16 protein-coding genes are annotated in these 21,811 nt (G+C 64.6%); 8 read left to right on the plus strand and 8 right to left on the minus strand.

The window, feature by feature from the left end:
* Positions 1 to 26 precede the first annotated feature (26 nt).
* From tssH to ACH196_RS12060, 3 genes are all read left to right on the plus strand, one after another.
* Entirely contained in the window at positions 27 to 2,747 is a 2,721-nt protein-coding gene (gene tssH, locus ACH196_RS12050) for a type VI secretion system ATPase TssH (RefSeq protein WP_396647139.1), read from the plus strand.
* Between the two features lie 145 nt (positions 2,748 to 2,892).
* On the plus strand, positions 2,893 to 3,294 hold the full coding sequence (locus ACH196_RS12055) for a hypothetical protein (RefSeq protein WP_396647140.1): 402 nt from the start codon (positions 2,893 to 2,895) through the stop codon (positions 3,292 to 3,294).
* Positions 3,295 to 3,409: 115 nt separating this feature from the next.
* Positions 3,410 to 4,105, plus strand: a complete 696-nt coding sequence (locus ACH196_RS12060; RefSeq protein ID WP_396647141.1) for a LysM peptidoglycan-binding domain-containing protein — start codon at positions 3,410 to 3,412, stop codon at positions 4,103 to 4,105.
* 427 nt (positions 4,106 to 4,532) lie between these two features.
* Here ACH196_RS12060 and ACH196_RS12065 read toward each other — a convergent pair whose 3' ends face one another.
* Together ACH196_RS12065 and ACH196_RS12070 are read right to left on the minus strand one after the other, a co-directional pair.
* Positions 4,533 to 6,905, minus strand: a complete 2,373-nt coding sequence (locus ACH196_RS12065; RefSeq protein WP_396647142.1) for a peptidoglycan DD-metalloendopeptidase family protein — start codon at positions 6,903 to 6,905, stop codon at positions 4,533 to 4,535.
* Positions 6,906 to 6,938: 33 nt separating this feature from the next.
* The gene (locus ACH196_RS12070; protein WP_396647143.1) at positions 6,939 to 7,358 is read right to left on the minus strand and encodes a DUF1036 domain-containing protein; all 420 of its coding nucleotides are present in this window, start codon (positions 7,356 to 7,358) and stop codon (positions 6,939 to 6,941) included.
* Between the two features lie 253 nt (positions 7,359 to 7,611).
* Here ACH196_RS12070 and ACH196_RS12075 point away from each other — a divergent pair, with 253 nt between their 5' ends.
* The 5 genes from ACH196_RS12075 to ACH196_RS12095 are packed head-to-tail and all read left to right on the plus strand — an operon-like array spanning position 7,612 to position 11,529.
* On the plus strand, positions 7,612 to 8,043 hold the full coding sequence (locus tag ACH196_RS12075) for a hypothetical protein (protein ID WP_396647144.1): 432 nt from the start codon (positions 7,612 to 7,614) through the stop codon (positions 8,041 to 8,043).
* A gap of 40 nt (positions 8,044 to 8,083) precedes the next feature.
* The gene (locus tag ACH196_RS12080) at positions 8,084 to 8,791 is read left to right on the plus strand and encodes a MotA/TolQ/ExbB proton channel family protein (protein ID WP_396647145.1); all 708 of its coding nucleotides are present in this window, start codon (positions 8,084 to 8,086) and stop codon (positions 8,789 to 8,791) included.
* Between the two features lie 4 nt (positions 8,792 to 8,795).
* Complete coding sequence (locus tag ACH196_RS12085) at positions 8,796 to 9,236, plus strand: ExbD/TolR family protein (RefSeq protein ID WP_396647146.1); 441 nt, start codon at positions 8,796 to 8,798, stop codon at positions 9,234 to 9,236.
* Complete coding sequence (locus ACH196_RS12090) at positions 9,233 to 9,664, plus strand: biopolymer transporter ExbD (RefSeq protein WP_396647147.1); 432 nt, start codon at positions 9,233 to 9,235, stop codon at positions 9,662 to 9,664. The genes ACH196_RS12085 and ACH196_RS12090 overlap by 4 nt, the downstream gene beginning before the upstream one ends.
* Positions 9,661 to 11,529: a hypothetical protein gene (locus ACH196_RS12095; RefSeq protein WP_396647148.1), complete on the plus strand. Its 1,869-nt coding sequence runs from the start codon at positions 9,661 to 9,663 to the stop codon at positions 11,527 to 11,529. The genes ACH196_RS12090 and ACH196_RS12095 overlap by 4 nt, the downstream gene beginning before the upstream one ends.
* On the opposite strand, the gene ACH196_RS12100 is transcribed toward ACH196_RS12095, so the two are convergent.
* From ACH196_RS12100 to tssK, 6 genes are read right to left on the minus strand one after another with little or no spacing between them, the layout of a single operon-like run.
* Positions 11,530 to 13,668, minus strand: a complete 2,139-nt coding sequence (locus ACH196_RS12100) for a protein kinase (protein WP_396647149.1) — start codon at positions 13,666 to 13,668, stop codon at positions 11,530 to 11,532.
* The gene (locus ACH196_RS12105; RefSeq protein ID WP_396647150.1) at positions 13,658 to 14,455 is read right to left on the minus strand and encodes a PP2C family protein-serine/threonine phosphatase; all 798 of its coding nucleotides are present in this window, start codon (positions 14,453 to 14,455) and stop codon (positions 13,658 to 13,660) included. Before ACH196_RS12105 ends, ACH196_RS12100 begins: the two co-directional genes overlap by 11 nt.
* Before the next feature lie 28 nt (positions 14,456 to 14,483).
* Positions 14,484 to 15,155 carry a type VI secretion system-associated protein TagF gene (gene tagF / locus ACH196_RS12110; RefSeq protein WP_396647151.1) on the minus strand — a complete coding sequence of 224 codons (672 nt, stop codon included), beginning with the start codon at positions 15,153 to 15,155 and terminating at the stop codon, positions 14,484 to 14,486.
* A 6-nt stretch (positions 15,156 to 15,161) separates the two neighbouring features.
* Positions 15,162 to 18,773 carry a type VI secretion system membrane subunit TssM gene (tssM, locus tag ACH196_RS12115; RefSeq protein WP_396647152.1) on the minus strand — a complete coding sequence of 1,204 codons (3,612 nt, stop codon included), beginning with the start codon at positions 18,771 to 18,773 and terminating at the stop codon, positions 15,162 to 15,164.
* 37 nt (positions 18,774 to 18,810) lie between these two features.
* Positions 18,811 to 20,457, minus strand: coding sequence for a type VI secretion system protein TssL, long form (gene tssL / locus ACH196_RS12120; RefSeq protein WP_396647153.1), 1,647 nt, complete (start codon positions 20,455 to 20,457; stop codon positions 18,811 to 18,813).
* The gene (gene tssK, locus ACH196_RS12125; protein WP_396647154.1) at positions 20,454 to 21,785 is read right to left on the minus strand and encodes a type VI secretion system baseplate subunit TssK; all 1,332 of its coding nucleotides are present in this window, start codon (positions 21,783 to 21,785) and stop codon (positions 20,454 to 20,456) included. The genes tssL and tssK overlap by 4 nt, the downstream gene beginning before the upstream one ends.
* Between the last annotated feature and the right edge of the window lie 26 nt (positions 21,786 to 21,811).

A 21,811-nucleotide genomic window follows, 5' to 3' on the forward strand; every position in this document is an offset into this window, starting at 1 on the left:
GGCCTGCTTGAAACGGGAGGACGCCAGTGAGCGACATCAGCCTTGAAACGGTGACCGGCAAACTCAACCGGGTCGGCTACGACGCGTTCATGCAGGCCTTGCGGCAAGCGAAGGGCGCCGGAAACCGCAACCTCGAACTGGCGCACTGGATGCATCACATCCTCGCCAACGACCGCTCCGACATCTCGCTAACGGTCGATCATTTCAAGCTCGACAAGGCGAAGCTGCTCAAGGACCTCGCCTCGACCATCGACGGTTTCCGCAAGCAGGAAACCGAGATGCCCGGCATCTCGACCCAGATCACCGACAGCCTCGACCGCGGCTGGTATTACGCCACCCTGTTCTTCGGCGAGACCCAGATAAGAACCGGCCACCTCCTCATCGGCATCCTAAAATCGCGCGAGTTGCGCCGTGCCCTGCAACAGCTTTCGGCACAGCTCAGCCAGCTCAACGACGACATCATCGCCGCCGAATCGCGAAAAATCTGGGGGCAGTCGGACGAGGAGAATCTCCGGCCAATGGACAGCTCGGGCCTCTCCGCGCGGCCGGCCGGCGCGCCCGCTGGCGACACGCCGGCTTCGCGCGGCACCACGGCGCTCGACCGCTTCTCCGTAGACATGACGGCGGCCGCCGCCGCCGGCAAGATGGACCCCGTGGTCGGACGCGACGACGAGATCCGGCAGATCATCGACGTCTTGATGCGCCGCCGGCAGAACAACCCGATCCTCACCGGCGAGGCCGGCGTTGGCAAGACGGCTGTAGTCGAGGGATTTGCCCAGAGATTGGCGGATGGCGACGTGCCGCCCCAACTCAAGGGCGTTCGGCTCTGCGCGCTCGACATCGGCCTGATGCAGGCCGGCGCCTCCATGAAGGGTGAATTCGAGCAGCGCCTGCGCTCGGTCATCGACGAGGTGCAGGCATCGCCGACGCCGGTCATCCTGTTCATCGACGAGGCACACACGCTGATCGGCGCGGGCGGCGCGCAAGGCACAGGCGATGCCGCGAACCTGCTCAAGCCGGCGCTGGCGCGGGGCACGCTGCGCACCATCGGCGCGACCACCTGGGCGGAATACCGCCAGTATTTCGAGAAGGACCCGGCGCTGACACGGCGCTTCCAGCCGGTGAATGTCGACGAACCGTCGATCGAGAAATGCACCTACATGCTGCGCGGCATTCTGGAGCCGATGGAAAAGCATCACGGCGTGCGCATCTCCGACGAGGCAGTGGTCGCGGCGGTGTCGCTGTCGGCGCGCTACATCCCGGCCCGCCAGCTTCCGGACAAGGCGGTCAGCCTGCTCGACACCGCCTGCGCGCGCGTCGCCATCAGCCAATCGACGACGCCGGCCGCCGTCTCCGACATGAAGGCGTCGATCGAGTCCCTGCGCAAGGAACTCGTCGCGCAGGAACGCGAAGCCGAACTTGGCCGCAACGATGCCGAGCGCATCGAGGAACTGAAGGAAGAGATCAAGGAGACCGAGACGAAGCTCGCCGATCTCGATGCGCATTTCGTCCGCGAAAAAGGCATCGTCGACGAGATCATGCAGTTACGGGCCAAGCTCGCGAAAGCATCGGATCCCGCGGCTGATTCGGTCCATGGCACGACCGCTAACGATAACGCGGAGGCTGTCGCCGCGAACGACGATTCCTCCGCCGCTCAGCCTGCCGATCCGAAGGCGGAACTCGGCGGAAAACTTTCGCAGCTCGATGAAATCCACCCGGACAGCCGCATGATCTACGCGCATGTCGACGAGCAAGCGGTGGCGTCGGTCGTCTCCGACTGGACCGGCATTCCGGTCGGGCGCATGGTCAAGGACGAGGTGCAGACGATCCTGCAACTCGCCGAGATCATGGGACGGCGCGTCGTCGGCCAATCGCACGGGCTTTCGATGATCGCCAAACGTATCGAGACCAACCGCGCGAAACTCGACAATCCGAACAAGCCGATCGGCGTGTTCATGCTCTGCGGCCCCTCCGGCGTCGGCAAGACCGAGACCGCGCTGGCGCTGGCCGAGTCGCTCTATGGCGGCGAGCAGAACATGATCACCATCAACATGAGCGAATTCCAGGAGGCGCACACCGTTTCCGCGCTGAAGGGCGCGCCTCCCGGCTATGTCGGATACGGCGAAGGCGGGCGGCTGACCGAAGCGGTGCGGCGAAAACCCTACAGCGTGGTCCTGCTCGACGAGGTCGAGAAGGCGCATCCGGACGTGCATGAACTGTTCTTCCAGGTCTTCGACAAGGGCCAGATGGAGGACGGCACCGGGCGGCGCATCGACTTCAAGAACACGCTGATCATCCTGACGTCGAATGTCGGCACGGAGGTGATCATGCAGATGGCCGAGGAGGGAAAGACGCGGCCCGACCCGGAAATGCTGAACCAGGCGCTGCGGCCGTCGCTGCTGCAAGTCTTCCCGCCGGCCCTGCTCGGCCGCCTGGTTACAATTCCTTATTTTCCGTTATCCGGAGACATGCTGGGCGGCATCGTTCGGTTACAACTCAATCGGATAAAAAAGCGGATAGAAGAAAACCACGACGCAGAGTTCACCTACACGGATGCCGTGGTCGAGCATATCGTATCGCAATGCAGGGACCCGGATTCGGGCGGACGCATGATCGATAACATCATCACCAACACGCTCCTGCCCGAACTGTCCCGGCATTTCCTCAACCGTGCGATGGAAAAGCTGGAGATTTCGCGCGCCGCCGTCGACATCAAGGACGGAGCCTTCGCCTACGAGGTCGGGTGACGACACCCGGCTCCGGACAAAGTTTCGTACGTTGAGGCCGGTATGGTCCGGGCGGTGGCGCCGGGACGACGATGATACTTGCCTTCGGAAGTGCCGAACGAGTTCAGGCCTGCTGGAAGGGCGCTTCGGAATGGGAGCGACTGGGATGAGATATTGGATCGCGATCACGGCGCTCTGCTCGGCATTGCTTGCAGTGCTGGCAGGCATCGATCTCAATGGAGGCATCATCATGAGCAAAGCAAGCGGCGGCGAGCACGCCTCCCTTCATTCCTATCCGGAAGCCGTGCTTTCCGCGACGGATACGGCCTCCGGCATCACGGTTTCCGTTGAGCCGAACGGCACGGTGCTAGCGGCGCGCGACAGCGCCGGCACCGAATTATGGGCGGTCGACGTCGTAAAACAGGTAGGCGCGCCACACACGGGTTTCCCGGTCATCCGATATGTCGAGGTGACGGCGCCGGGCACCGTCTCGATCGTGGTCGGCAAGAGCCAATCGGTCGAGATCGATCTGAAGAGCGGGAAAGCAAAACTGCTCGGCGAGAACTGACCGCTCGCGACATCGAGAACAGGCCGACATCGTCGGCATCCACCGGTCGGGAGCCCTGACCGGGCGGATAGCATGCGACCGTCAGGGCTCCTGAATCGCCTGAGCGGAGGGTGAAATGTTTCACGAGGACTACAAGATCAAGCGCGGCGACACGCTTTGGGATCTCGCCGTCGCCTATGGCTACCAGGGCAAGGACTGGAAGAAGATCTGGGACGATCCCAAGAACTCCGGCCTTGTCGCCAAGCGCAAGAAGCCGGAACTCATCCAGCCCGGCGACACATTGATGATCCCGATTCCCTGGACCGCGGTGTCGACCAGCCTGACGCTGAAGAGCGACGGCGCCGAGATGATCGTCGAGCGCGACGGCGAGCGCGGCAAGCAACTGTCCTTCGTCCAAACCGTCTACCGCCACAACCAGCCGATCGGCCCGAACCCCAACCCATTCTGCGTCGACGCCTGCACGCCGGACGACGACCTGCCCTTCTACTGGACCGCCCCCGAGATCCAGGCCGACCCGAACCGGCGCAAGCGCTTCTACGATTATTCCAGCCGCAACGCGCCGACTGCCGCCCAAGGCACGACCAAGTGGCGCGCCATCGTCTCCATCGCCGTCGTGACCGAGAAACGTGTCACCATCTGGGATTCCCAGGTCTGGGGCTGGGACATGACGCCCACGCAGGAAATGTCGATGATCGGCCCTCGCGACGCCACCGGCTTCGAAGTCAGCGGGCACCTCCATTTGCTGCGCACCGGCGTCGGCACCGGTCCGATCGACTTCGGCAGGGCGGGGTGGACGTTCCGGACACCTTGAGCGTTCGGCTTTCGACGAAATGACAAAACAGGGCGGACACCTGGCAGGTTCCTCTCGATGCTGGGCGGCTACTCCCACAGCCGCAGTTTTTGGACGGTAGCAGAATCATGCCAGACCGGCGTCACGCCGTCAAGGATTATTTTCCTATTTCTTGCCCTGACCCGCAGGTCCGGCTTGTCGATCGAAAACGCCCCGCGCGGGAAGGCCGAAACGGCATTTTTGCACGGCAATGTCATGCCTGTGAGGGGGTGTGGTCATGCTTGTGACGCCGGAATCGTGCTGTGCGCCTGCTATCCCATTGAGCTGGCTCGATTTTGCAAGCATGACCTGGTTCCACGCTGCCGTTCGATTGAGGATAGGAAAGCGCGCCCTCGCCTCGCCGAAGCACATGCGTGAAATACCGGAATCCTTTGCCGGGCGAAAAGGCTCACGTCTGGTCCGCCGCGGCAATCGCGGCCAAAAGTGCTGTAATTGCAGTCTTGTAGGCAATGAATTCCGGCGAGGATTTCGCTATATTCCTGGTCTGCACCACCGGCGGAGCCGGCGTGGAAGCCGCCGGCGCGCCCTTGCCGCGCATCTTCGCCTCCGCCCAGGCCTTGACATAACTCACCGTCCTGCCGGTCAGGAACGGATTGGCGGAGATCACAGATTGGCCGAGCACCACCACAAGTTCCTGGTCCTCGCTGGCCGAAAGCACCGTATTTGCCCCCTCCATGCCCAGGAAATGGCAGAGATAGAGCCGTCCCGCCGTGATTTCGTGCCCGCGGGCGCGCAGATAAGCCTCGCCTTCTTGCGCCAAGCGCCGCACCATTTCGCGCGAAATGGTCGGGTCGAAGCGCAGCGCCAGCACCTCCGCCCGCGACAAAGAACGAGCCAAATCAGGACGATAGGTGTTGATCATGCGGATCCAGGTGCTGTCGATGAACTGGCCGAGGCCGGTCGCCGACGACAGCGGATTCTTGGCGGTGGCGCTGCCGCCGCTCTCGACCCGGATGATGCGGTCGACCAGCAATTCCACCGCCGCGTCGCCGGTGCCGGCAGCCACCGCAATTGCCGGCGTTTCCAATGGGTTGATCGCCTCGGCCCCCGCATAGAGTTCGAAATGCAGGTGCGGCCCGGTGGAAAGCCCCGTCGTGCCGACATAGCCGATGACGTCACCGGCCTTGACCGCCATGCCGGACGCCAGATTGGCGGCGAATTTGGAAAGATGCGCATAACGCGTCTCGCGTCCGCCGGAATGCGTGATGCGCACGACGTTGCCGTAGCCCTCACCGTCGCCGAAATAGGCGATTGTGCCGTCAAAAGCGGCAAAGACCGGCGTTCCGACGGGCGCTGCCCAATCGACCCCCTTGTGCACGCGCACCGTGCCGAGGATCGGATGTTTTCGAGGCCCGAAGGTCGAGGTCATCACCCCGTTCACCGGCGTTACCATGCCGTTGGTCACGGTAAGCGAGTAGACCTGATCCTCCTCGGTGACGCAGGCGAAATCGTCCGATCCCGACGGCCGGAAGACGAAACACTCGATGTTCTTCTGGTCGCCGCGCACCGCTGCGTAGAGCACGCGGCCGGACGAGCCATCGGTGGCGCGGCCGTTCGCCGAATAGACAAGCAGCAGCCGGTCGCCCTGGGTGGCGAAGGCGTTCAGATCCTGTCCGCGCGACAGGAACATGATCGCCTCGCCGATCACGCTGGTGGGCACATTGTTGCGGATGGCAGTCGAATAGATTGCGTCGAGCAGCCGGTATTGGCGTTGCAGCCCGGCCTGCTGATCCACGCCCGAGTAATGCAGCAGGTCCTCGCGTACCCAGGGGTCCGTGCCCGCCACGAACTTACCGTCGTCGCCACGCGCCAGCGTGCCGATATATTGCGCGTCGGCATAGACCGAGACCTGCATCAGCGTAAGGCTGTCGGCCTTGGCGCCGGTCTTCAAACCACGCATGGCGACGACATAGCCGGCTTCCAGTTGTTCCTTGCCGAACAGGGCTTTCAGGGCTTCGCCGGCGAGTTTCGCGTCGTCGGCGCCGAAATGATGTTCGAGCACGAGGCTGTCCAGCGTGCGGGCGCCGAGCACCTTGTCGACGAAATCCTCGGTGGCGGCGGCTCGCTGGCTCTCCGGCGTCACCGTCGCGACCATCGTGTTGTTTTCGATACGGTTTTTCTTGAAAGCCGGAAGGTTCTCCTCGCCGTCGCTGATCGTCTCGCCCCAGCCGGCTGCCGGATCGGAGAAGGCCACCTCGTCCGCCGGTGTCTCGACATCCGGCGTCGGCTCGGATGGTTCCGGGGCAGCAGACCCTCCGGAGGCATCGGCTGGTGGCACGCCAGCGGCCGGATCGGCCGGCACATGCACCGTCCGCTGCGCCTGGAAGAACGCAAAGTCCTCCGGGCTGGAGGGGATCGTGGTCATCAGCCTTTCACTACTCGACAGCATGACGTCCGACAGAACCTCGATCGTATCCGGGATGCCCTGTTCCAGCAGGTCGGCCGGCTTTGGGACTTTCTTGACGCGCGGCATTTGCGACGGATCGCTGCCGATGCTGATGGTCATCGGATCGCCGGCAAGGTCGACGATAGCCGGCACAAAGACCGGCACGTCGGCGTCGGTCTCCCCGGTGTCGACCTCGACCAGATCATTGTCCAGCCCCTCGATTGTCCATTTGTCGGCGGTGAAATAGATGCCGAGCGCGACCGAGGCCGCCACGAACACTCCCGCCACACCGCCCAGCTTGATCAGGCGCAGTCTCCGCCGCCTCGCGACGGCCGCCTCCTTCTTCTTGCGAAAACTGGAGTCGAGAGTGTGCATGGCGAGACTAGGCGCCGGAAGCGGACGATGCCGTCATTGCAGCCCGCCCGTCCCGAGGAAAAGCGTCCAGCGCTCGGTCTTCTGCGTGTCGACCTCGAAGAACGGCGCCGCCTTGTGGCCGCGTGTCCAGCAATCCTTGTCGCCGCGGATGACGAAGCGGCGCGTGCCGATGCACATCGAGGTCGAGCCGTTGAGCAAGGGCTGGCCGAACACATCCGTCGCGTAGATGTAGATATAGCGGTTCGTCAGTTCGTCGCGGATGACATTGACGCACTGGTTGGCGCCGACCGTCCACCAGCCTTCCGTCTGCCAGAAGGCTTCGGTCTGCTCCCGCACCTCCTGTCCCACCGCCAGGTTGACGACATCGAGCGTCTGGTTGCACACGGTGAATTCGGCCCGCGCTCCGCTGCTCAGAAACAGGGTCAGGAGAACGGCAAGGAAGGGTGCCGCCATCCAGTTTGCCTTCCGCGCGTAACCCCGTTCCACCAGCAGCCTCGCAGCAACACCGGGCAACCCTACAAGCCACCGCAGCAATATCCAATCGACCGGACTTTTTTTTGACATGGACCGCCGTCTAATCTTCTATCTGTTCGAGCTTGGCTTTCCAGCGATCATCAGGCGCGCGATGCTGGACTAATCCATGCGACCGATTAATTTCGCGAGCGGGCTCAAGCGAAAGGCGAACAGAATGGCGGGAAGAAAATCAATGGCATGGACATCGGCGTGGTCGGTCGCGATGTTGACAGCGGCGCTGGCGTTTTCCATCCCATCGGCGGGGTGGTCTCAGGAAAAGGCAATCTCGATCGAACTCAACGACGCCACGAACGTGGACAGCGCCTGCCGGCTGGTCTTCGTAGCCGTCAACAAGACCGGGGTCCTGTTGGACAAGACATCCTACGACGTGGTGACCTTCGACGCGGCCGGCAAGGTCGGCAAATCGCTCACCTTCCAGTTCGGACGGCTGCCGGTCGGCAAGACCAAGGTGGTACAGTTCGACCTGCCGGGCCAAGCCTGCGATACGATCTCGCGCCTGCTGGTCAACGACATTGCCGAATGCTCCGTCGACGGCAAGGCTTCCGACGTCTGCATCGACGCGCTGACGACCACGACCCGCGCCAAGATCGAGTTCGGCCTGTGAGTTCCATTCGAGCCGAAAACGCCGGCATCGGGCGCACAGCATGATCAAGGTGCTGACCGAACAATTGTCGTCGTCCGGCGGCCCGGTCCTGGTCGCGCTGCTGCTGATTTCGATCGCGGCCATTGCCATCTCGATCTTCAAGGCACTGCAATTCGCGCGCATGGGCGTCGGCCGGGCCAGTGGCACCGAGGACGCGCTCGCACGCTGGGCGAGGGGCGACTTCGACGACGCCGTGCGCCGCGCGCGTGCCGACCGCTCGCCAGCCTCGGCGGCAGTGGCTGGCGCTATGGTGTCGCTGCTCAATTATCCGGCCGACCGCGACCGGGCGCGCGAGGTCGCAGCCCATATCGCGCTCAATCATCTCAACACCATGTCGAAGTCCCTGCGCTTCCTGGAAACCGTCGCACAGGCGGCTCCCATGCTCGGCCTGCTCGGCACAGTCATCGGCATGATATCGGCCTTCGGCGAATTGTCGGCCAAGGGCGGCGCTATCGATCCCTCGGCGCTGGCGGGAGGCATATGGGTGGCGCTGATCACCACGGCCGCCGGGCTTTCGGTGGCGATCCCGGTGTATTTCCTGTCGATGTGGTTCGAGGCGCGCGTCGACCACGAGCGTTCCTACATGGAGGCGGCGATCGCCAAGACGCTGTTCAGCATCGCGCCGATCGAGCCGACCGAGGTGGAACCGGTCGCCGAGATTTCCTACGGCCTGCCGCGGGCAACCGTGCCGGCTTCGCTTGGAGGATAGGCTTTTGGCCGATCGCACGGACACGATCCTGCCGAAACATGTCCGGCGCCGGCGCCCTTCCTTCGTGCTGACGTCGCTGATCGACGTGATCTTCCTGCTCGTCATCTTCTTCATGGTCTCGTCGCAGATCGTACCCTATTCGCTGCTGCCGCTCGGGCCACTGGCGGCGGATAGTGGTGAACCCACCGCACCAGCGGCCGAAAATGCCACGCCGCCCATCGCCGTCCGCATCCTGGCCGGGCGTGTGACGATCGGCGGCGAGAGCGTGCCTATCGCGGACTTTTCGAACAGGCTGAAAGAGCTGAAAGCGCAGGGCATCACCTCCATACTGCTGACGCCGACGGCGGCTGCGACCGTCCAGGATGTCGTGACGGTACTGGAGGCCAGCAAGGACGCCGAGATCGCCAGCGTGACCGTGCTCGGCCGGCGGAGCGCGCAGCCGTGAAGTTCATTCCGGATCCTGCGCCGAGGCGGCACAACGATTTTACGCTTGCGATGATCAACATCGTCTTCCTGCTCCTGCTGTTTTTCCTGACCACCGGCAGCCTGATCAACCCCGAGGAAAAACAGTCGACCATTCCCTTCACCCGCAACCTGCCGCTGGAACGGTTGCCGCGTCCCTTGCTGCTGATTGAAAGCGATGGGTCCCTATTCCTTGACGGCCGGGCCATTTCGCGGGACGGCCTTGTCGACGCAGCCCGCGCGGCAATCGAGGCGACGGGCAGCGCCGACACGCCGCTCAACCTGCTGGCGCAGCGCGACATGACGGCCGCCGGTTTCCTCAACATCGCCGAGACCTTGCGCGCCGCCGGGTTTGGGCTGCAGGTCGTCACCTTGCGAGAGCCGGCCGGGTCCGGCGCGGCAACGCCATGAGCGCCGCTTCGCCGATCAGTTTCTGGGTCATCGCCGTCGCCGGCTCGATCGCACTGCACGGTGCGATCGGCATGGCGCTCTATGCGATGCCGATGCCGGAGACCAGGAGACCCAGCCGCACCGAAATCGACATCGCCACGCTCGCCGCCGGCGGGGCGCAGCAAATTGCCGTGCCGGAAAACGTAGCGGTGATCGAAGTGGAGCGACCGGCGATTGTCGTCCAGCCTCCGGCTTCGACGCTGGCAGCGAAGGACACTGGCGCCGTGACCGAGGCAATCCGCCCGCAGCCGAGCGGCATGCAGGCCGCAAAGGTGTCGGCCGACGTCGAGCCCGCGTCCACATCGGCCACAGTCATGCAGCCCAGCGAGCAGGCGAAAGCCGCGCCTGCCGCCACTGAAACCACTCTGGACGCTGTGCCGTCGAATCCTGTCCAGGCGCTGGCGGAAACCAAGGCAACGACGCAGACGGCGGAAGCCGTCGCAAAACCCGACGCGGACGCCCCGAACAGTCCGGATGCGTCCACGCCCGTCCAACCCTCTCTCACCACCGTGTCAGCCGTGCCTCAGCCGCCGCCCGCGGAATTGCCGGCATCGGCAAGCGCCGAGCGTGTCGCGGCCGCGAGTGTCGAGACCGCAACCCCGCTCCCCACCGCCATTTCACAAATGGCGCCAGAAGTCTCGGAACCGGCGGAAGCCGTGGCTTCCACTGAGTCAGCCACTCCGCTGATTGCTACCGGCAATACAGGCGCGAGCGCCATTGCGGCCGCAACTGTCGAAACTGCGAAGCCGCTCCCTTCCGCCACTCCGCAAATCGCGCCTGAAGCCCCCAGGGCTGTAGAGGCCGCCACTTCCCTTGAACCTGCTTCACACGCGGTTGCCGCCGGCAGGGCGACGGTGACGGTCCATTCGGACAAGCCGATCGCCGGCCCGCCTCCCCTGTCAGCGCAAACAGGGCCACTGACGATCGCGCCTGCTGGCGGAGCAACAGTCGCCGCCCCGCGCATTGACGCGGCGCCAGTCGCTACGCCGTCCGGCGGACCGGCGGACGGCGCAGCGGCCGTCGTCGCGCCGGCGCACCCATCCGCAGCGGCCTCGTCCGTTCCTCCGGCCGTCGTCGCTCGCGCCCCGACGGCCGTCGTCCGCACTCCGTCCGCGCCGCCTCCAGCCGCAACGGGAGCGCAGGTCGCCGTCTTGCTGCCGAGGCCAGACGTGTTGACCGATGGCGCGGTCACCGACGGACCGACATCGGGCACATTGCGTGTCGCCGAATTCCTGTCGATGCATGAGGGCGACGATTGCTTGCTTGCGCTGCCGGCGACCATCGGCCCGACGCAGGCATCGATCCAGGCCTATGCGGCGGCGCCCGAGACGGTCGGCCGGCTCGGCGCCGAATATGAAAGGCTGTCCGGCATCAAGCTCAAGACCGATACGAAGACGGTGTCGAAAGACCAGTGCGGGGCGTTGGCTTTCGCCAGGAGCCTTGCGCAGTATCCGAACTTCCCGCTGCGCGTGACGCTCGCCCAATCGACGATTGAAAGCGGGAACGACCTCGCCGGCGTGATCTCCGGGCTGCGCAAGGACACGCTCTATCTGATGGTCGTCGACGACGAGGGAAAGGCCGAACTCGTCACCTCCTATACCGATCAGCGCGCCTCCCTGATGACTTTCAAGGCGCCGATGACACTGACATCCGGCCCGGTGTCCTCGGTGCAACTGCTCGTCGCCATCGCGTCGGACGGCCCGCTGCGGACGATCCCGGTTCGACCCGGCATGCCGGCGGAGCAGTATTTTTCGAAGCTGGCGACGGAGATCATCGCCGGCAACCGCTCGATCGCCTACGGTATCACCTCGTTCGTGGTGCGGTAGCTACCCGCGAATGCGAAAATAGCGCGCCGTTGCGGCACCATCCATCTGCTTGGCGTTGATCTCGTTGGTGATGCGCGGCAGGAGATCGGAAGCCGGGACCGGGTCGGTGATCTTCATCGCGTCCAACGGCTGTGAGGTAGCAAAGGCGAGCAAAATCTCCGGCACAGGGTTCTTGTCACCGTCATTGCCGGTGCCGAGGCCAAGCGCGATGCTGAATTTTGCCGTGTCGCCGGACTTTTTCAGGATGCGGTCGAGATTGTGGGCGATCCCGTCATGGTCGACCAGCAGCAGATAGGTCTGGCGCGCGGGCAGTATCTGCACCTCGCCACTCATTGGATCGCGGTCGACAAGCTCGTATTTCACCAGCGACAGGTTGGGCGGATCGCCCGCCCCCTGCCCCATCCTGCTCAGGAACTGGGTCACCGCGCATTGCCTCGGCCTGATCAGACGCACGCCGATCTCCGGCTCGGTGCGAAAGCGGCCGGTGAAGTCGTTGAGCAGGTTCTTGAAGGCGTCGACGCTGTCGCCAAAACCCTCGATGTTCGTCTTCTCGCCGCTCACCGACGTCGCTGTGGCGTAGAAGCAATCGCCGCCCGAATAGTCCTTCAGCCAGGCAAGCCGCTCTGCTCCAACATCGATGTCGGTCTGCGTATCGTGTTTGATATCGGGTTTGATATCCGGCGGCTGCTTGTTCTGGTCGGTGTCCTGTTTCTGGCTGTCGTCGGCGGTATCCGGCTTCTGCGTCTTGCTGTCATCCACGACCGGTGGCTTCTGGTCGTCGGCAGGTTTCACCTCGTCCGACTTCTTCTCCGTCGTGTCGTCAGTCTTCGGTTTGACCGTATCGGTATCAGGCTTCTTTGTAGTGTCGGGCGTCTCGTCCGGCTGCTTTACCTTGTCCTCGACCGGCGGCAACGCTGGCCCGGAGACGAAGCGGTCGAGGAGCCCGCCATACCATGCCCCGCCCACAGCACTTGCCGCCACCGCCAGGAGCGCGACCGTGATCATGCCGCCAGACCGCCCGCGCCGGCGGTCGCTTGACGGCGACGCGGCCGGTTGCGGCAGCAGGTCGGGTATCGCAATCTTCGCCGGGCCGAGATAAGGGCCGAACGGGCTTTCGCTCGGCGGCTCGATCGCCGTCGGTGCAATCGCAGCAGCAACAGCCTCCGGCGCCTGGCCGGCCCGGGTGAGCGACGGAATTTCCGCTGGCAAACCTACACGAACGGTGGCTGCCATGGGCGGGACGGGGGTCGTCACGGTCGGTTCGAGCGTACGCTTCGGCTCGCGGGTCGACGCAACAAGCTCTCCAAGCTCTGCCATATCCCTCGGCCGGTTGCGCGGGTCCGGCTGCAGCATGGCCTCCAGAATGGCACGCAGGCTTGGATCGATGGCGGAAAGGTCGGGAACGACACGGCGTTTCTCGATCACCTCGACCTGGCTGCCGCTCATGTCGAGCGGCGCTCCGCGAAGCGCCGCCGCCATCACCAGGCCGAGGCTGTAGATGTCGGATTGCTCCGTGACCTCGCCGCCGAACATGCCTAGCTGTTCCGGCGACACGAAGTTGTATTTTCCGGCAAACACCCCGCCAAGCAGCGTCTCGCCGCCGACCGTCGCGGAGCGTGCAATGCCGAAATCGATGATCTTCGCGCGGCCGACCTTGCCGCCCGGCAGGATGATGTTGTCCGGCGAAAGGTCGCGATGGATGATGCCCGCCTCATGCGCCGTGGCCAAGCCGGACGCGAGCCGTGCAAGCAGCGCGCGCGCTTCGGCCGGCGCCATCGGACCATGCGAAAACATGTCAACCAGCGACAGGCCGTCGACGAACTCCATGGCGAGGTAGGGCCTGCCGATCGCCTGGTCGATGGCGAAGACGTGGTAGCGGACGATCGCCTCGTGCGAGAGGTGGTTGAGGATCGACGCTTCCTTGCGGAACAGCGAGAGGATCATCGCGTCGCGGGCGAATTCCGGCAGCACGATCTTGATCGCCACCGGATCGCCGGTCTGGATGTTGTGGCCGCGAAACACCTCGCCCATGCCGCCGGCGGCGATGCGCTCGTCCAGCTCGTAGGTGCCGCTGAGCTGCGTGCCGACCGCCACGCTCTCCGGCAGCGCCATCAGCATGGTCTTTTCGTCAGCCGGCATGGCGCCAATCCACCTCGCCGCCTGGGACGACAGTGCGGTCTTCGTCTTGCGCGGCCGCCGCCTTGCGGCACTTGACGACGATGATCGTCACATTGTCGGTGCCGCCACGCTCCAGCACCTTGCCGAGAAGCGCGTGGCAGGCGGCTTCGGGCTCGTCCGCGCTGACTGCCGCGAGGATATCCGCGTCGCTGGCATGCGCGGTCAACCCGTCGGTACCAAGCACGAAGATGTCGCCGAGACGTATCTGGCCGAGTTCTATGTCGAGCGCGATCTCGTCTTCGACGCCGACGGCGCGCGTAATCACGTTGCGGCGCGGCCAATGGCGCGCCTCATCCGCGGTGATGACGCCACGGTCCAGCAGTTCCTGAACCTCGGTATGGTCGTGCGAAAGCTGGCTGATCGCCCCGCCGCGGACGAGATAGACGCGGCTGTCGCCCATCCAGATGCAGGCGAACTGCCGCTCGAAGGTGAGCAGCGCGGCGACCGTCGACCCGATCGTGCCGCCACCGCGCGCCTGGGCGATCGACCATATCCGGGCATTGGCGCGGCCGATACGATCCTCGAAACGGGCGCGCAGGTCGGGCGCCGAACTGGCGACGCCGATCGTCGCGAGATGTTCGACGATGCAGGATGAGGCCACCTCGCCGGCGTCGTGACCGCCCATTCCGTCGGCGACAAGCCACAGGCCGCTGCGCGGCGCCATCAGAAGCCGGTCCTCGTTGAGCTCTCGCAACTTGCCGGCGTGGCTCAGACCAAAACTTTCGAGACGAATGCCGGGATCGTTCACTGTTCCTCACCCGCGCTCAGCGTTCACGTCATTCTGTCACGATACGCAGCATCCGCGTATGAAAATATGGATCGGGAAGTCCGTTCCTCGCATGCAGCACTGGACCGCGGTCATCATTGCCCGGCGCCCACCAATAACTCCTGCCGCGCGCCACCTGGCGATAATCGTCCTCAAAGAGGGCCGCGAGAAAGCTCGGTGTGTCGGTGTCCTGGCTGGCGTGCCACAACGGACCGCCCTTGAAATCGGAGCGGCGCGCATTCGGAACCAGCCGGTCGAGCATCGGCGCGGGCAGGCCGGCCAATACGGATTCCACGGCAGGCGCTGCACCCTCCTCCAGCACCCCCAGCAGCCGCGCCTCGACGGCCGAAAACCACTTCTCCTGGGGGGCATAGGAGGGTGGCGGCAGGCTTTCTCCCGGCTCGCAGATATAAATCGCCAGCAGCGGGAAAAAACGCCCGATGCCATCGACGGAAGGCATTATCGCACCGGCGCAGTTCGCCCCCAGCACCCCCGAGCCGATCCAGAACCGCCAGATCGGCGCGACGAGGTAAAGCTCCTCCCAGCCGCGCCCGAGTTCGCTGCGGCTTGCGGCCACCGCCGTCTGCAGCCAGGTCTCCAGCGGCGACAGCACCTCTCCGGAAATGCCGAACGAGATGAAGTCGCGTTTCTGGGGCAGTTTTCCGAACAGACCGAAGCCCATGTCGCGTCAGATCCCCGCCGGACAGGCGAACTGCGTCAGCGCCGGCAGGAAGAACGGATTGGTCGCCGAGCCGACCTGGATCGTATAGGCGACGTCACGGCCGCCGATGACGAAGCGCGCCCGCATCCCGTCCGACGTCTGCGATACCGATCCATATTCCAGCAGCCGCATGAAGGCCCACGGCCCTTCGGTGAGGACTGCGGAGACGCGGCCGGGGATTTCCGGCGTCAGCGTGACGCTCACCGTGCCGCCTGCCATGCTGCCCGGCCATTGCATGGAGACCGGCAGGCCGCCCACCTGCTGGCTCTGCACGATCTGGCCGTTGACGTTCATGAGCGCCATATCCGCCTCGCCGTTCAGCGAGAACGGTGTGATCGTCAGGGCAACGGCCGGCATGACGCCGCCTTGCGAAAAGAAGGCATCACGGATTTCGGCGGCGCGCTGGAAATCCTTGAGCGTGGTCTTGGACAGTTCACGGCCGAGCCTTGTATCTTCCTTCCACACCCAGTCCTTTCCGGACATATCCGCAAGCGGCGCGAGGTTCTGCGCAAAGAAGCGGTCAATGACGCCGTTCGGCGCGAAGATGCGTGCAAAATCCTGCATCTGCACGTCGCGCTCGCTGTCCTTGGCAAAGGGATAGCGGTTGGAAATGACGGAGTCACAAGCGCGCGTCACCGTGCTGTTCAGCATCTGGTTGAGCTGCGCCAGCGAATTGCCAGCGGCGTCGCCCTCGAAATCATCCACAGCGGCATTCACCATGCGGGCAACGGGACGCGGCAGGCGGGACGCGTTGGCGCGCAGGTTCACTACCTGCATCTGCATGTTGGCGTTGGCGCGGTCGGCCTGCGACGGGTTGGTCGCGGCCAGCACAAGGCTTTGATAGACCTCGTAGAAATTCTGGATCAACGCATCGATCGGCCGCTTGCCGGGGTCGCCCTTGACCAGTTCGTGGAAGGGCCGGAACTGCGCCTCGATGTTGGCGCCCGGAATCTGGCGGGCGGAAGGATTGCCCGCGAATGTGTCCCCTGCCCGGCTTTGCGACTTCTTCATCGCCAGCTCGATACCGATGCGCGCCAGACCGGTGGCGCGGGCCGCGGCGCGGTCGGCGGCGTATTTGGCGATGGTCTGTGCCGCATCGGCTGCGTCCGCGCTGACCGTCGGGAGGCCAGCCGGCAGGTCGCCGGCCAATTCACCCTCCGCCGGCTCGCGCGTAAGCTGCGTTTCCAGGGCTACGGCCTCGAAGAACTGCCGCAACGGCGAATTGGGCGACGATGCCGCGGAGAGCGCCACATATTGCGGCTTGTCGGCCGACATCGACTTCAGCTTGAGATTGTCGAGCACGGCATTCCAGGCGTCGACGAAATCCTTGCCGTAGCGCTCGATCAGCACGGGTCCGAGCTGGCCGAACTGCTCCTCGATGCCTTTCTGCTCAGCGAGTTCGCCCATCACCCATTTCTCGCCCTCGATCTTGTCGGCGACGGCGGCGAGCTGGGGAATGAAGAAGTCCTGGAAGCCGGCATAGGTGTAGAGGCCAGGCACGACCAGCTTGTCGAGTTCGGTGCCGTCGACTGTCTCGAAGACGAGGGCCGCATCCGGCCCGCCGCGGTCGATGACCGAGAAATTCTCGATGGGCGCCGAATAGGACGCCGTCTTGATCAGCGCATAGGCACGGTCGGCCATGTTCATGCGCGCCAGCGAGCGTTGCGCGGATTCGACCAGTGGGCCATTGAGGTCGAAGGTCGGCTTGTGGCTGGAACCCAGATCGAGCATCGCCCGCAGGTGCTGCACCAGATCCTCGCGCAGGCTTCGGTTGTTGGGACCGGGATAGAGGTTCTCCTCCCAATCCTTGCGCATCCAGGTCACGACCAGATCGTCGTCGACCTTCGGCGCCTTGCCGCCGAGCATCAGGTATACTTTGAGAGTCTCGTAGAGCACCAACGGATCGTTCATGCCGGCCTCGATCTGGCGCTCCAGCCGCAGGATGAGACGCGAGCGGAACATGCGCTCCAGCGCCTGGCGATAGGTCGTCTCCGTCGCCGAAACCAGCCGGCCGCGCTGCGCGAGGCCAAAGCTTTCGCGCATCGGCGTTGACTGGTCGCGGTTGTCGTAGCCGACCGGCATGGTGCGCAAAATGTCGAGCACGCCGGCGACGTTGGAAAGCTCGATGTCGGCAACGGTGTTGCTTTTCATGTAGCCGGCTGCATTGACGCGATATTGCTCGGCGGCGCTGTCGGTGGACGCGATCAATGACTTGTTGCTGGCGAAGCTGATGCCCCAGGCGCTGAGCAATCCGACCGCGACAATGCCTATCGCCGCGAGCGCGCCATAGCGCAGGATAGCGGCCCGGCGCACCGCGCCCATGTCGCGCGACACCCAGCCGGCCTCGGCGAAGATCACCTTGGTCAGCAGGTCGCGCAGGAAGAAGCTCTTGCCCTGCCCGGACAATTGCGACGCATGGGCCGTCTCGCCGAAACTGCGGCCGATCGAACCCAGAACCTGGTCGATCGGCGTTCCCTCCTGCGTGCCGGAGGAGAAATAGAAGCCGCGCAGATTGGCGTTCACCTGATACCGCGTCGGCTCGAAGATGCGGTTCAGGAAGTCGGCGACACGATCTTTCAGCAGCGCAAACTGCGCCGGGAAACCGAAGATCGCGATGCGCGCGATCGGATCGGGCTCCTCGTGCAACCGGTCGGCGACCTCTTCGGTCAAGCGGCGGACGAGCGGGTCGAACTCGCCCGGCACCTCGCCGACCATGTTCTTCTTGCGGTCCTCGGTCTGGAAGGTGGCGCCCCAGACTTTTCGGCGGCGGGATTCGGTGAAATTGCCGAAATACTCGGCGAAGCCGGCGATCAGGTCGGCCTTGGTGAACAGGGCGTAGACCGGGAAATCGATCTTGAGTTCCTGGTGAAGCTCGAGCAGGCGCTTGCGGATCGCGGTCGTGTGTTCGGCGAGCTGTTGTCCGTCGAGCTTCAGCAGGTCCTCGACGCTGATCGCCAGGATGACGCCGTTGATCGGCTGCTTGGCGCGCTGTGCCTTGAGCAGCGCCAGGAAGGACAGCCAGCTCTTCTTGTCGACCTCGCTGTCGGAGTCCTGCGTCGTATAACGGCCGGCGGTGTCGATAAGCACCGCCTCCTCGGCAAACCACCAGTCGCAGTAACGCGTGCCGCCGGTACCGGCCACCGCCTTGCCGCCATCAGCGCCGGCAAGCGGGAACTTCAGACCCGAATTAACCAGCGCCGTGGTCTTGCCGGCGCCGGGCGGGCCGATGATGATGTACCAGGGCAGGTCATGAAGGTAGTTGCGCTTGCCGCTGGCGCGCTTCAGCGTCTCCAGCGCCTCGGTCATGCGCTCACCGAGAACCTTGCCGTCGCCCTGCTTGCCCTCGCTTTCGGCGAGCGCCGCTTCAAGCTTCCTTGCCGCCCTGCGCCTCAGCCACCAGCGGATGCTGTAGAAGCCGCCGACGATGGCGAATACGACAAGGATGATCAGCAGGCGGACCCAGACCGGATCGAACGGACGGATGTCCTCGTAGCCGATCAGCGGGCCGACGAACCAGACGATCGCGGCGAAGGCCACGAGGCCGACTGCAATCGCGATCCTGAGGATCCACTTTTTCATGCGCCCGCCGCGCCTCGTCCAAACCCCGCCGGCACGTCTACTCCTCCGCCTTCGGGATCATGACTTCCACCCGCCGGTTCTTCGCACGGCCGTCGGGCGTCTTGTTGTCGGCGATCGGCTCGTCCTCGCCGCGGCCCTCGACGCTGACGCGGGACGGGTCGGAGAGCTTCGGGCCGATGATCTTCTCGACAGCCTTGGCGCGCGCCACGGACAGGTCGAAATTCGACTTGAAAGCGCTGGACGGCTTCGGCTTTATGTTGTCCGTATGGCCGAGAACGTGGATCGGCCCGGGCTCCTTGTCCAGCGCCCCGGCGATCCGCTCGGCGATCGGCGCAAACTCCTTGCGCACATCGGCGCGGCCCGATGCGAACAGCAGCAAATTGTTGACCTGGACGACGATCTTGTCACCCACCGGCTCAACGGCAAGGCCGCCGGCGGCAATGTCGTCCTTCAGGGCGGCGCGGATGCGTTCGAGCTGCGTGCTGCTGACCGGCAGATCGGGCATCGGCGCGAAGGCGGCGCGCTCGATCGTCACCGCCTCGGACGGGTTCAGCGCGATCAGCCTGGCGGCAAGGCCGTCGCCGTCGGCGCTGATAATGAAACGCAGCAGGAAATAAACACCGACCAGCGCAGCACCGGCGACACCGGCGATGACCCAGAGCGGGATCAACGCTCCGGCATTGCGCATCAGCTTGACCATGCCCTGCCAGCGCGGCGAGATGTCGTCGTCGCTGCGCGTTCGCAGGCTGCGCAGCGTCTGATAGACATCGCGCCGCCAGCGCTGCAACTGCACGTCGCCGCCGGCCGCGCCGCGGTACTGGCCCTCGAAGCCGAGCGACAGGCAGGCATGCATCAGTTCGAGCAGATTGTAGCGGGGCGCCGGGTTGGCGAGGATCTTCTTCAACTCCTCGAAGAAGCCGACGCCGGAGGTGCGCACCTGGAAGAACTGCGCCAGCATCGAATACTGCATCCAGACATGCCGGTCGGTGCCCGGCAGGTTCTGGACGATGTCGTCGGCGGTGCCGCAGAGCGCGTATTTGGCGACCATGACGTCCTCGGGCGAAGCCCCCGACTCGCCGGCCTTCTTCTCGAAATCGCGGATCTCCTGTGCGACATGCGTCATCAGCGGCACGGCCTGCATGTCGACGATCATCAGCCGCAGCCGCCCGAGCAGGATCAGCAGGGGCGCGGCGGCCGCCGTTATCGGGTTCGACGCCGAATATTCGCCGCCGTCGCGGGCGTTGAGCGCGACTTCCAGCGGTATTTTTTCGCGCGGGGCGGACGGCGCCTGCGGCTGCTCAGCCGCATTGGGAAAGAACACGCTGCCGCGGCCGGAATGCATCCAGTCGTCACCGCTGGGCATGCCGTAGCGCGCGGCGTCATTCTGCGCCGGCATCGGCGAATAGGGTGATGGGTTCGGCGCGGGAGAGGGCGGGCGCGGAGCCCCGTAAGGCGACGATGGAGGCGCATAGGCCGGCGGCTGCGAAGACGGCACGCCGAATGGCGATTGCGGCGGCACTCCGGGCGTCGGCGCGCCGGCGATCGTTGCATTGGACGGCTGCGGCGGCCCGCCGGAATCGGGAGTGCCCGCCGGCGGTCCGGGCAAAGGACGCACGCGGCCAGCCGGATTCGGACGGATGACCGTCTTGCCGCCAGAGCCGAATGGGTCGTCCTTGCCGCTCATCTCCTCTCTTCCACGATCGCCCAGAGATCGAGCACGAGGCCAGGCCAGTCGCCGGCAAAATGCAGGCCCATGCCGCTCGCTACGCTGAATTCGGGCCACAGGGCCGACGATTTATCGAGGTAGAAGTAGACGTGGTCGGACACCGCGCGGATCTGGCGCGGCGGCGTCGGCATGTGCACAAGCTCGATGCCCGGCAGATGCGTTTGCACGATCTCGTTCATCTTGGTGTTCGGCCCGACCTTGCACAAAGCCGGAAACTGCTGCTGCACCTGCGACAGCGGCTTGCTGGCGGCCACCTCGACGACGAATGTGGCGTTGCGGAACAGCGCCCGGTCCGGCACGGTCGCCACGAACGCATTCGGCGCCTTCTCGACCAGGTTGAGGCGGATGGCGCGGCCGATATCGAGGCTGAGCAGCCGCTGGATGTCGGACAGAACTGGCTCGAACACCGTGTCCAGCGAATCCTGGTCGTAGTCGGCGTATTCCGGAGCTAGGCGCTTGGCAGAAAAGGTCCAGAGTTCGCCGGAAATCCGCAGAAGCTCCTTGTAGAACTCGACCGGATGGACGAACTGCGAGGCACGCATGTGCTTCACAACATTGATCTCGCGGTTCAGCATCTGCAACATGAAGTAGTCGAAGGTCTGCAAGCCGCCGCCCGAACTCGGATCGGCGGCGTAGCGCGACAAGGTCTCCAGCTTGGTGTCCATCCAGCCGATAACCCGCTCGATCCAGCCGGCGACGACCGGATGCGCTTGCGTGGCGATCACCGGCGGCGCAAAAGTCTCGTCGAAGATGATGGTCTTGTCGCGCACTTCCAGGATGCGCGCGACGCGCAGGCAATTGGCGCCCGGCTTCGGTGTCTTGCGCACCTCGAAGGTGGCGCGCGGATGGGCGACCTCGATCTCCTGCTCGACATGCATGCCGGACGAGGAATCGATCACCGTCTCCAGGTCGCGCACATAGCGGCTGCCGGAGGTCCCCTCCACCATGTCGACCTCGCGGCCGTTGACGACCGCCGCCGGAAGCACCAGCCAGACGATCTGCTTGTCGACCCCGGCGGGCACGTCGATCGGCGGTGGCAGCGGGCTGGAACCCGGCATGTCGAAGGGCGTGCCGTCCTGGAAGATGCCGCTGGCGCGCCTCAATGCGAACTTGTTCTGCTGGGCGAGATCGCGGTCGATCTCGATCTGCGCGAAACCCCAGGGATAGGCACCAAGCTGCCGGACGCGGTTTTCCAGCAGCCGTTCGAAATAACGGTCGTTCTGCTGGAAATGATGCTGGCGAAGAAACAGCCCTTCAGACCAGGCAACCTTGCTATACCATGACATCGTCGCAGCCGGTCTCCGATTGCCTT

The sequence above is a fragment of the Mesorhizobium sp. IMUNJ 23232 genome (assembly GCF_044326205.1).
Classification (GTDB): domain Bacteria; phylum Pseudomonadota; class Alphaproteobacteria; order Rhizobiales; family Rhizobiaceae; genus Kumtagia.

Bases quoted from the DNA above. Each gene is read 5' to 3' on its own strand.
- ACH196_RS12080 (WP_396647145.1), top strand. From the start codon at position 8,084: ATGATCAAGGTGCTGACCGAACAATTGTCGTCGTCCGGCGGCCCGGTC.
- ACH196_RS12070 (WP_396647143.1), bottom strand. From the start codon at position 7,358: ATGGCGGCACCCTTCCTTGCCGTTCTCCTGACCCTGTTTCTGAGCAGC.
- tssK (WP_396647154.1), bottom strand. From the start codon at position 21,785: ATGTCATGGTATAGCAAGGTTGCCTGGTCTGAAGGGCTGTTTCTTCGC.
- tagF (WP_396647151.1), bottom strand. From the start codon at position 15,155: ATGGGCTTCGGTCTGTTCGGAAAACTGCCCCAGAAACGCGACTTCATC.
- ACH196_RS12095 (WP_396647148.1), top strand. From the start codon at position 9,661: ATGAGCGCCGCTTCGCCGATCAGTTTCTGGGTCATCGCCGTCGCCGGC.
- tssL (WP_396647153.1), bottom strand. From the start codon at position 20,457: ATGAGCGGCAAGGACGACCCATTCGGCTCTGGCGGCAAGACGGTCATC.
- ACH196_RS12075 (WP_396647144.1), top strand. From the start codon at position 7,612: ATGGCATGGACATCGGCGTGGTCGGTCGCGATGTTGACAGCGGCGCTG.
- tssM (WP_396647152.1), bottom strand. From the start codon at position 18,773: ATGAAAAAGTGGATCCTCAGGATCGCGATTGCAGTCGGCCTCGTGGCC.
- ACH196_RS12065 (WP_396647142.1), bottom strand. From the start codon at position 6,905: ATGCACACTCTCGACTCCAGTTTTCGCAAGAAGAAGGAGGCGGCCGTC.
- ACH196_RS12100 (WP_396647149.1), bottom strand. From the start codon at position 13,668: ATGCCGGCTGACGAAAAGACCATGCTGATGGCGCTGCCGGAGAGCGTG.
- ACH196_RS12060 (WP_396647141.1), top strand. From the start codon at position 3,410: ATGTTTCACGAGGACTACAAGATCAAGCGCGGCGACACGCTTTGGGAT.
- ACH196_RS12055 (WP_396647140.1), top strand. From the start codon at position 2,893: ATGAGATATTGGATCGCGATCACGGCGCTCTGCTCGGCATTGCTTGCA.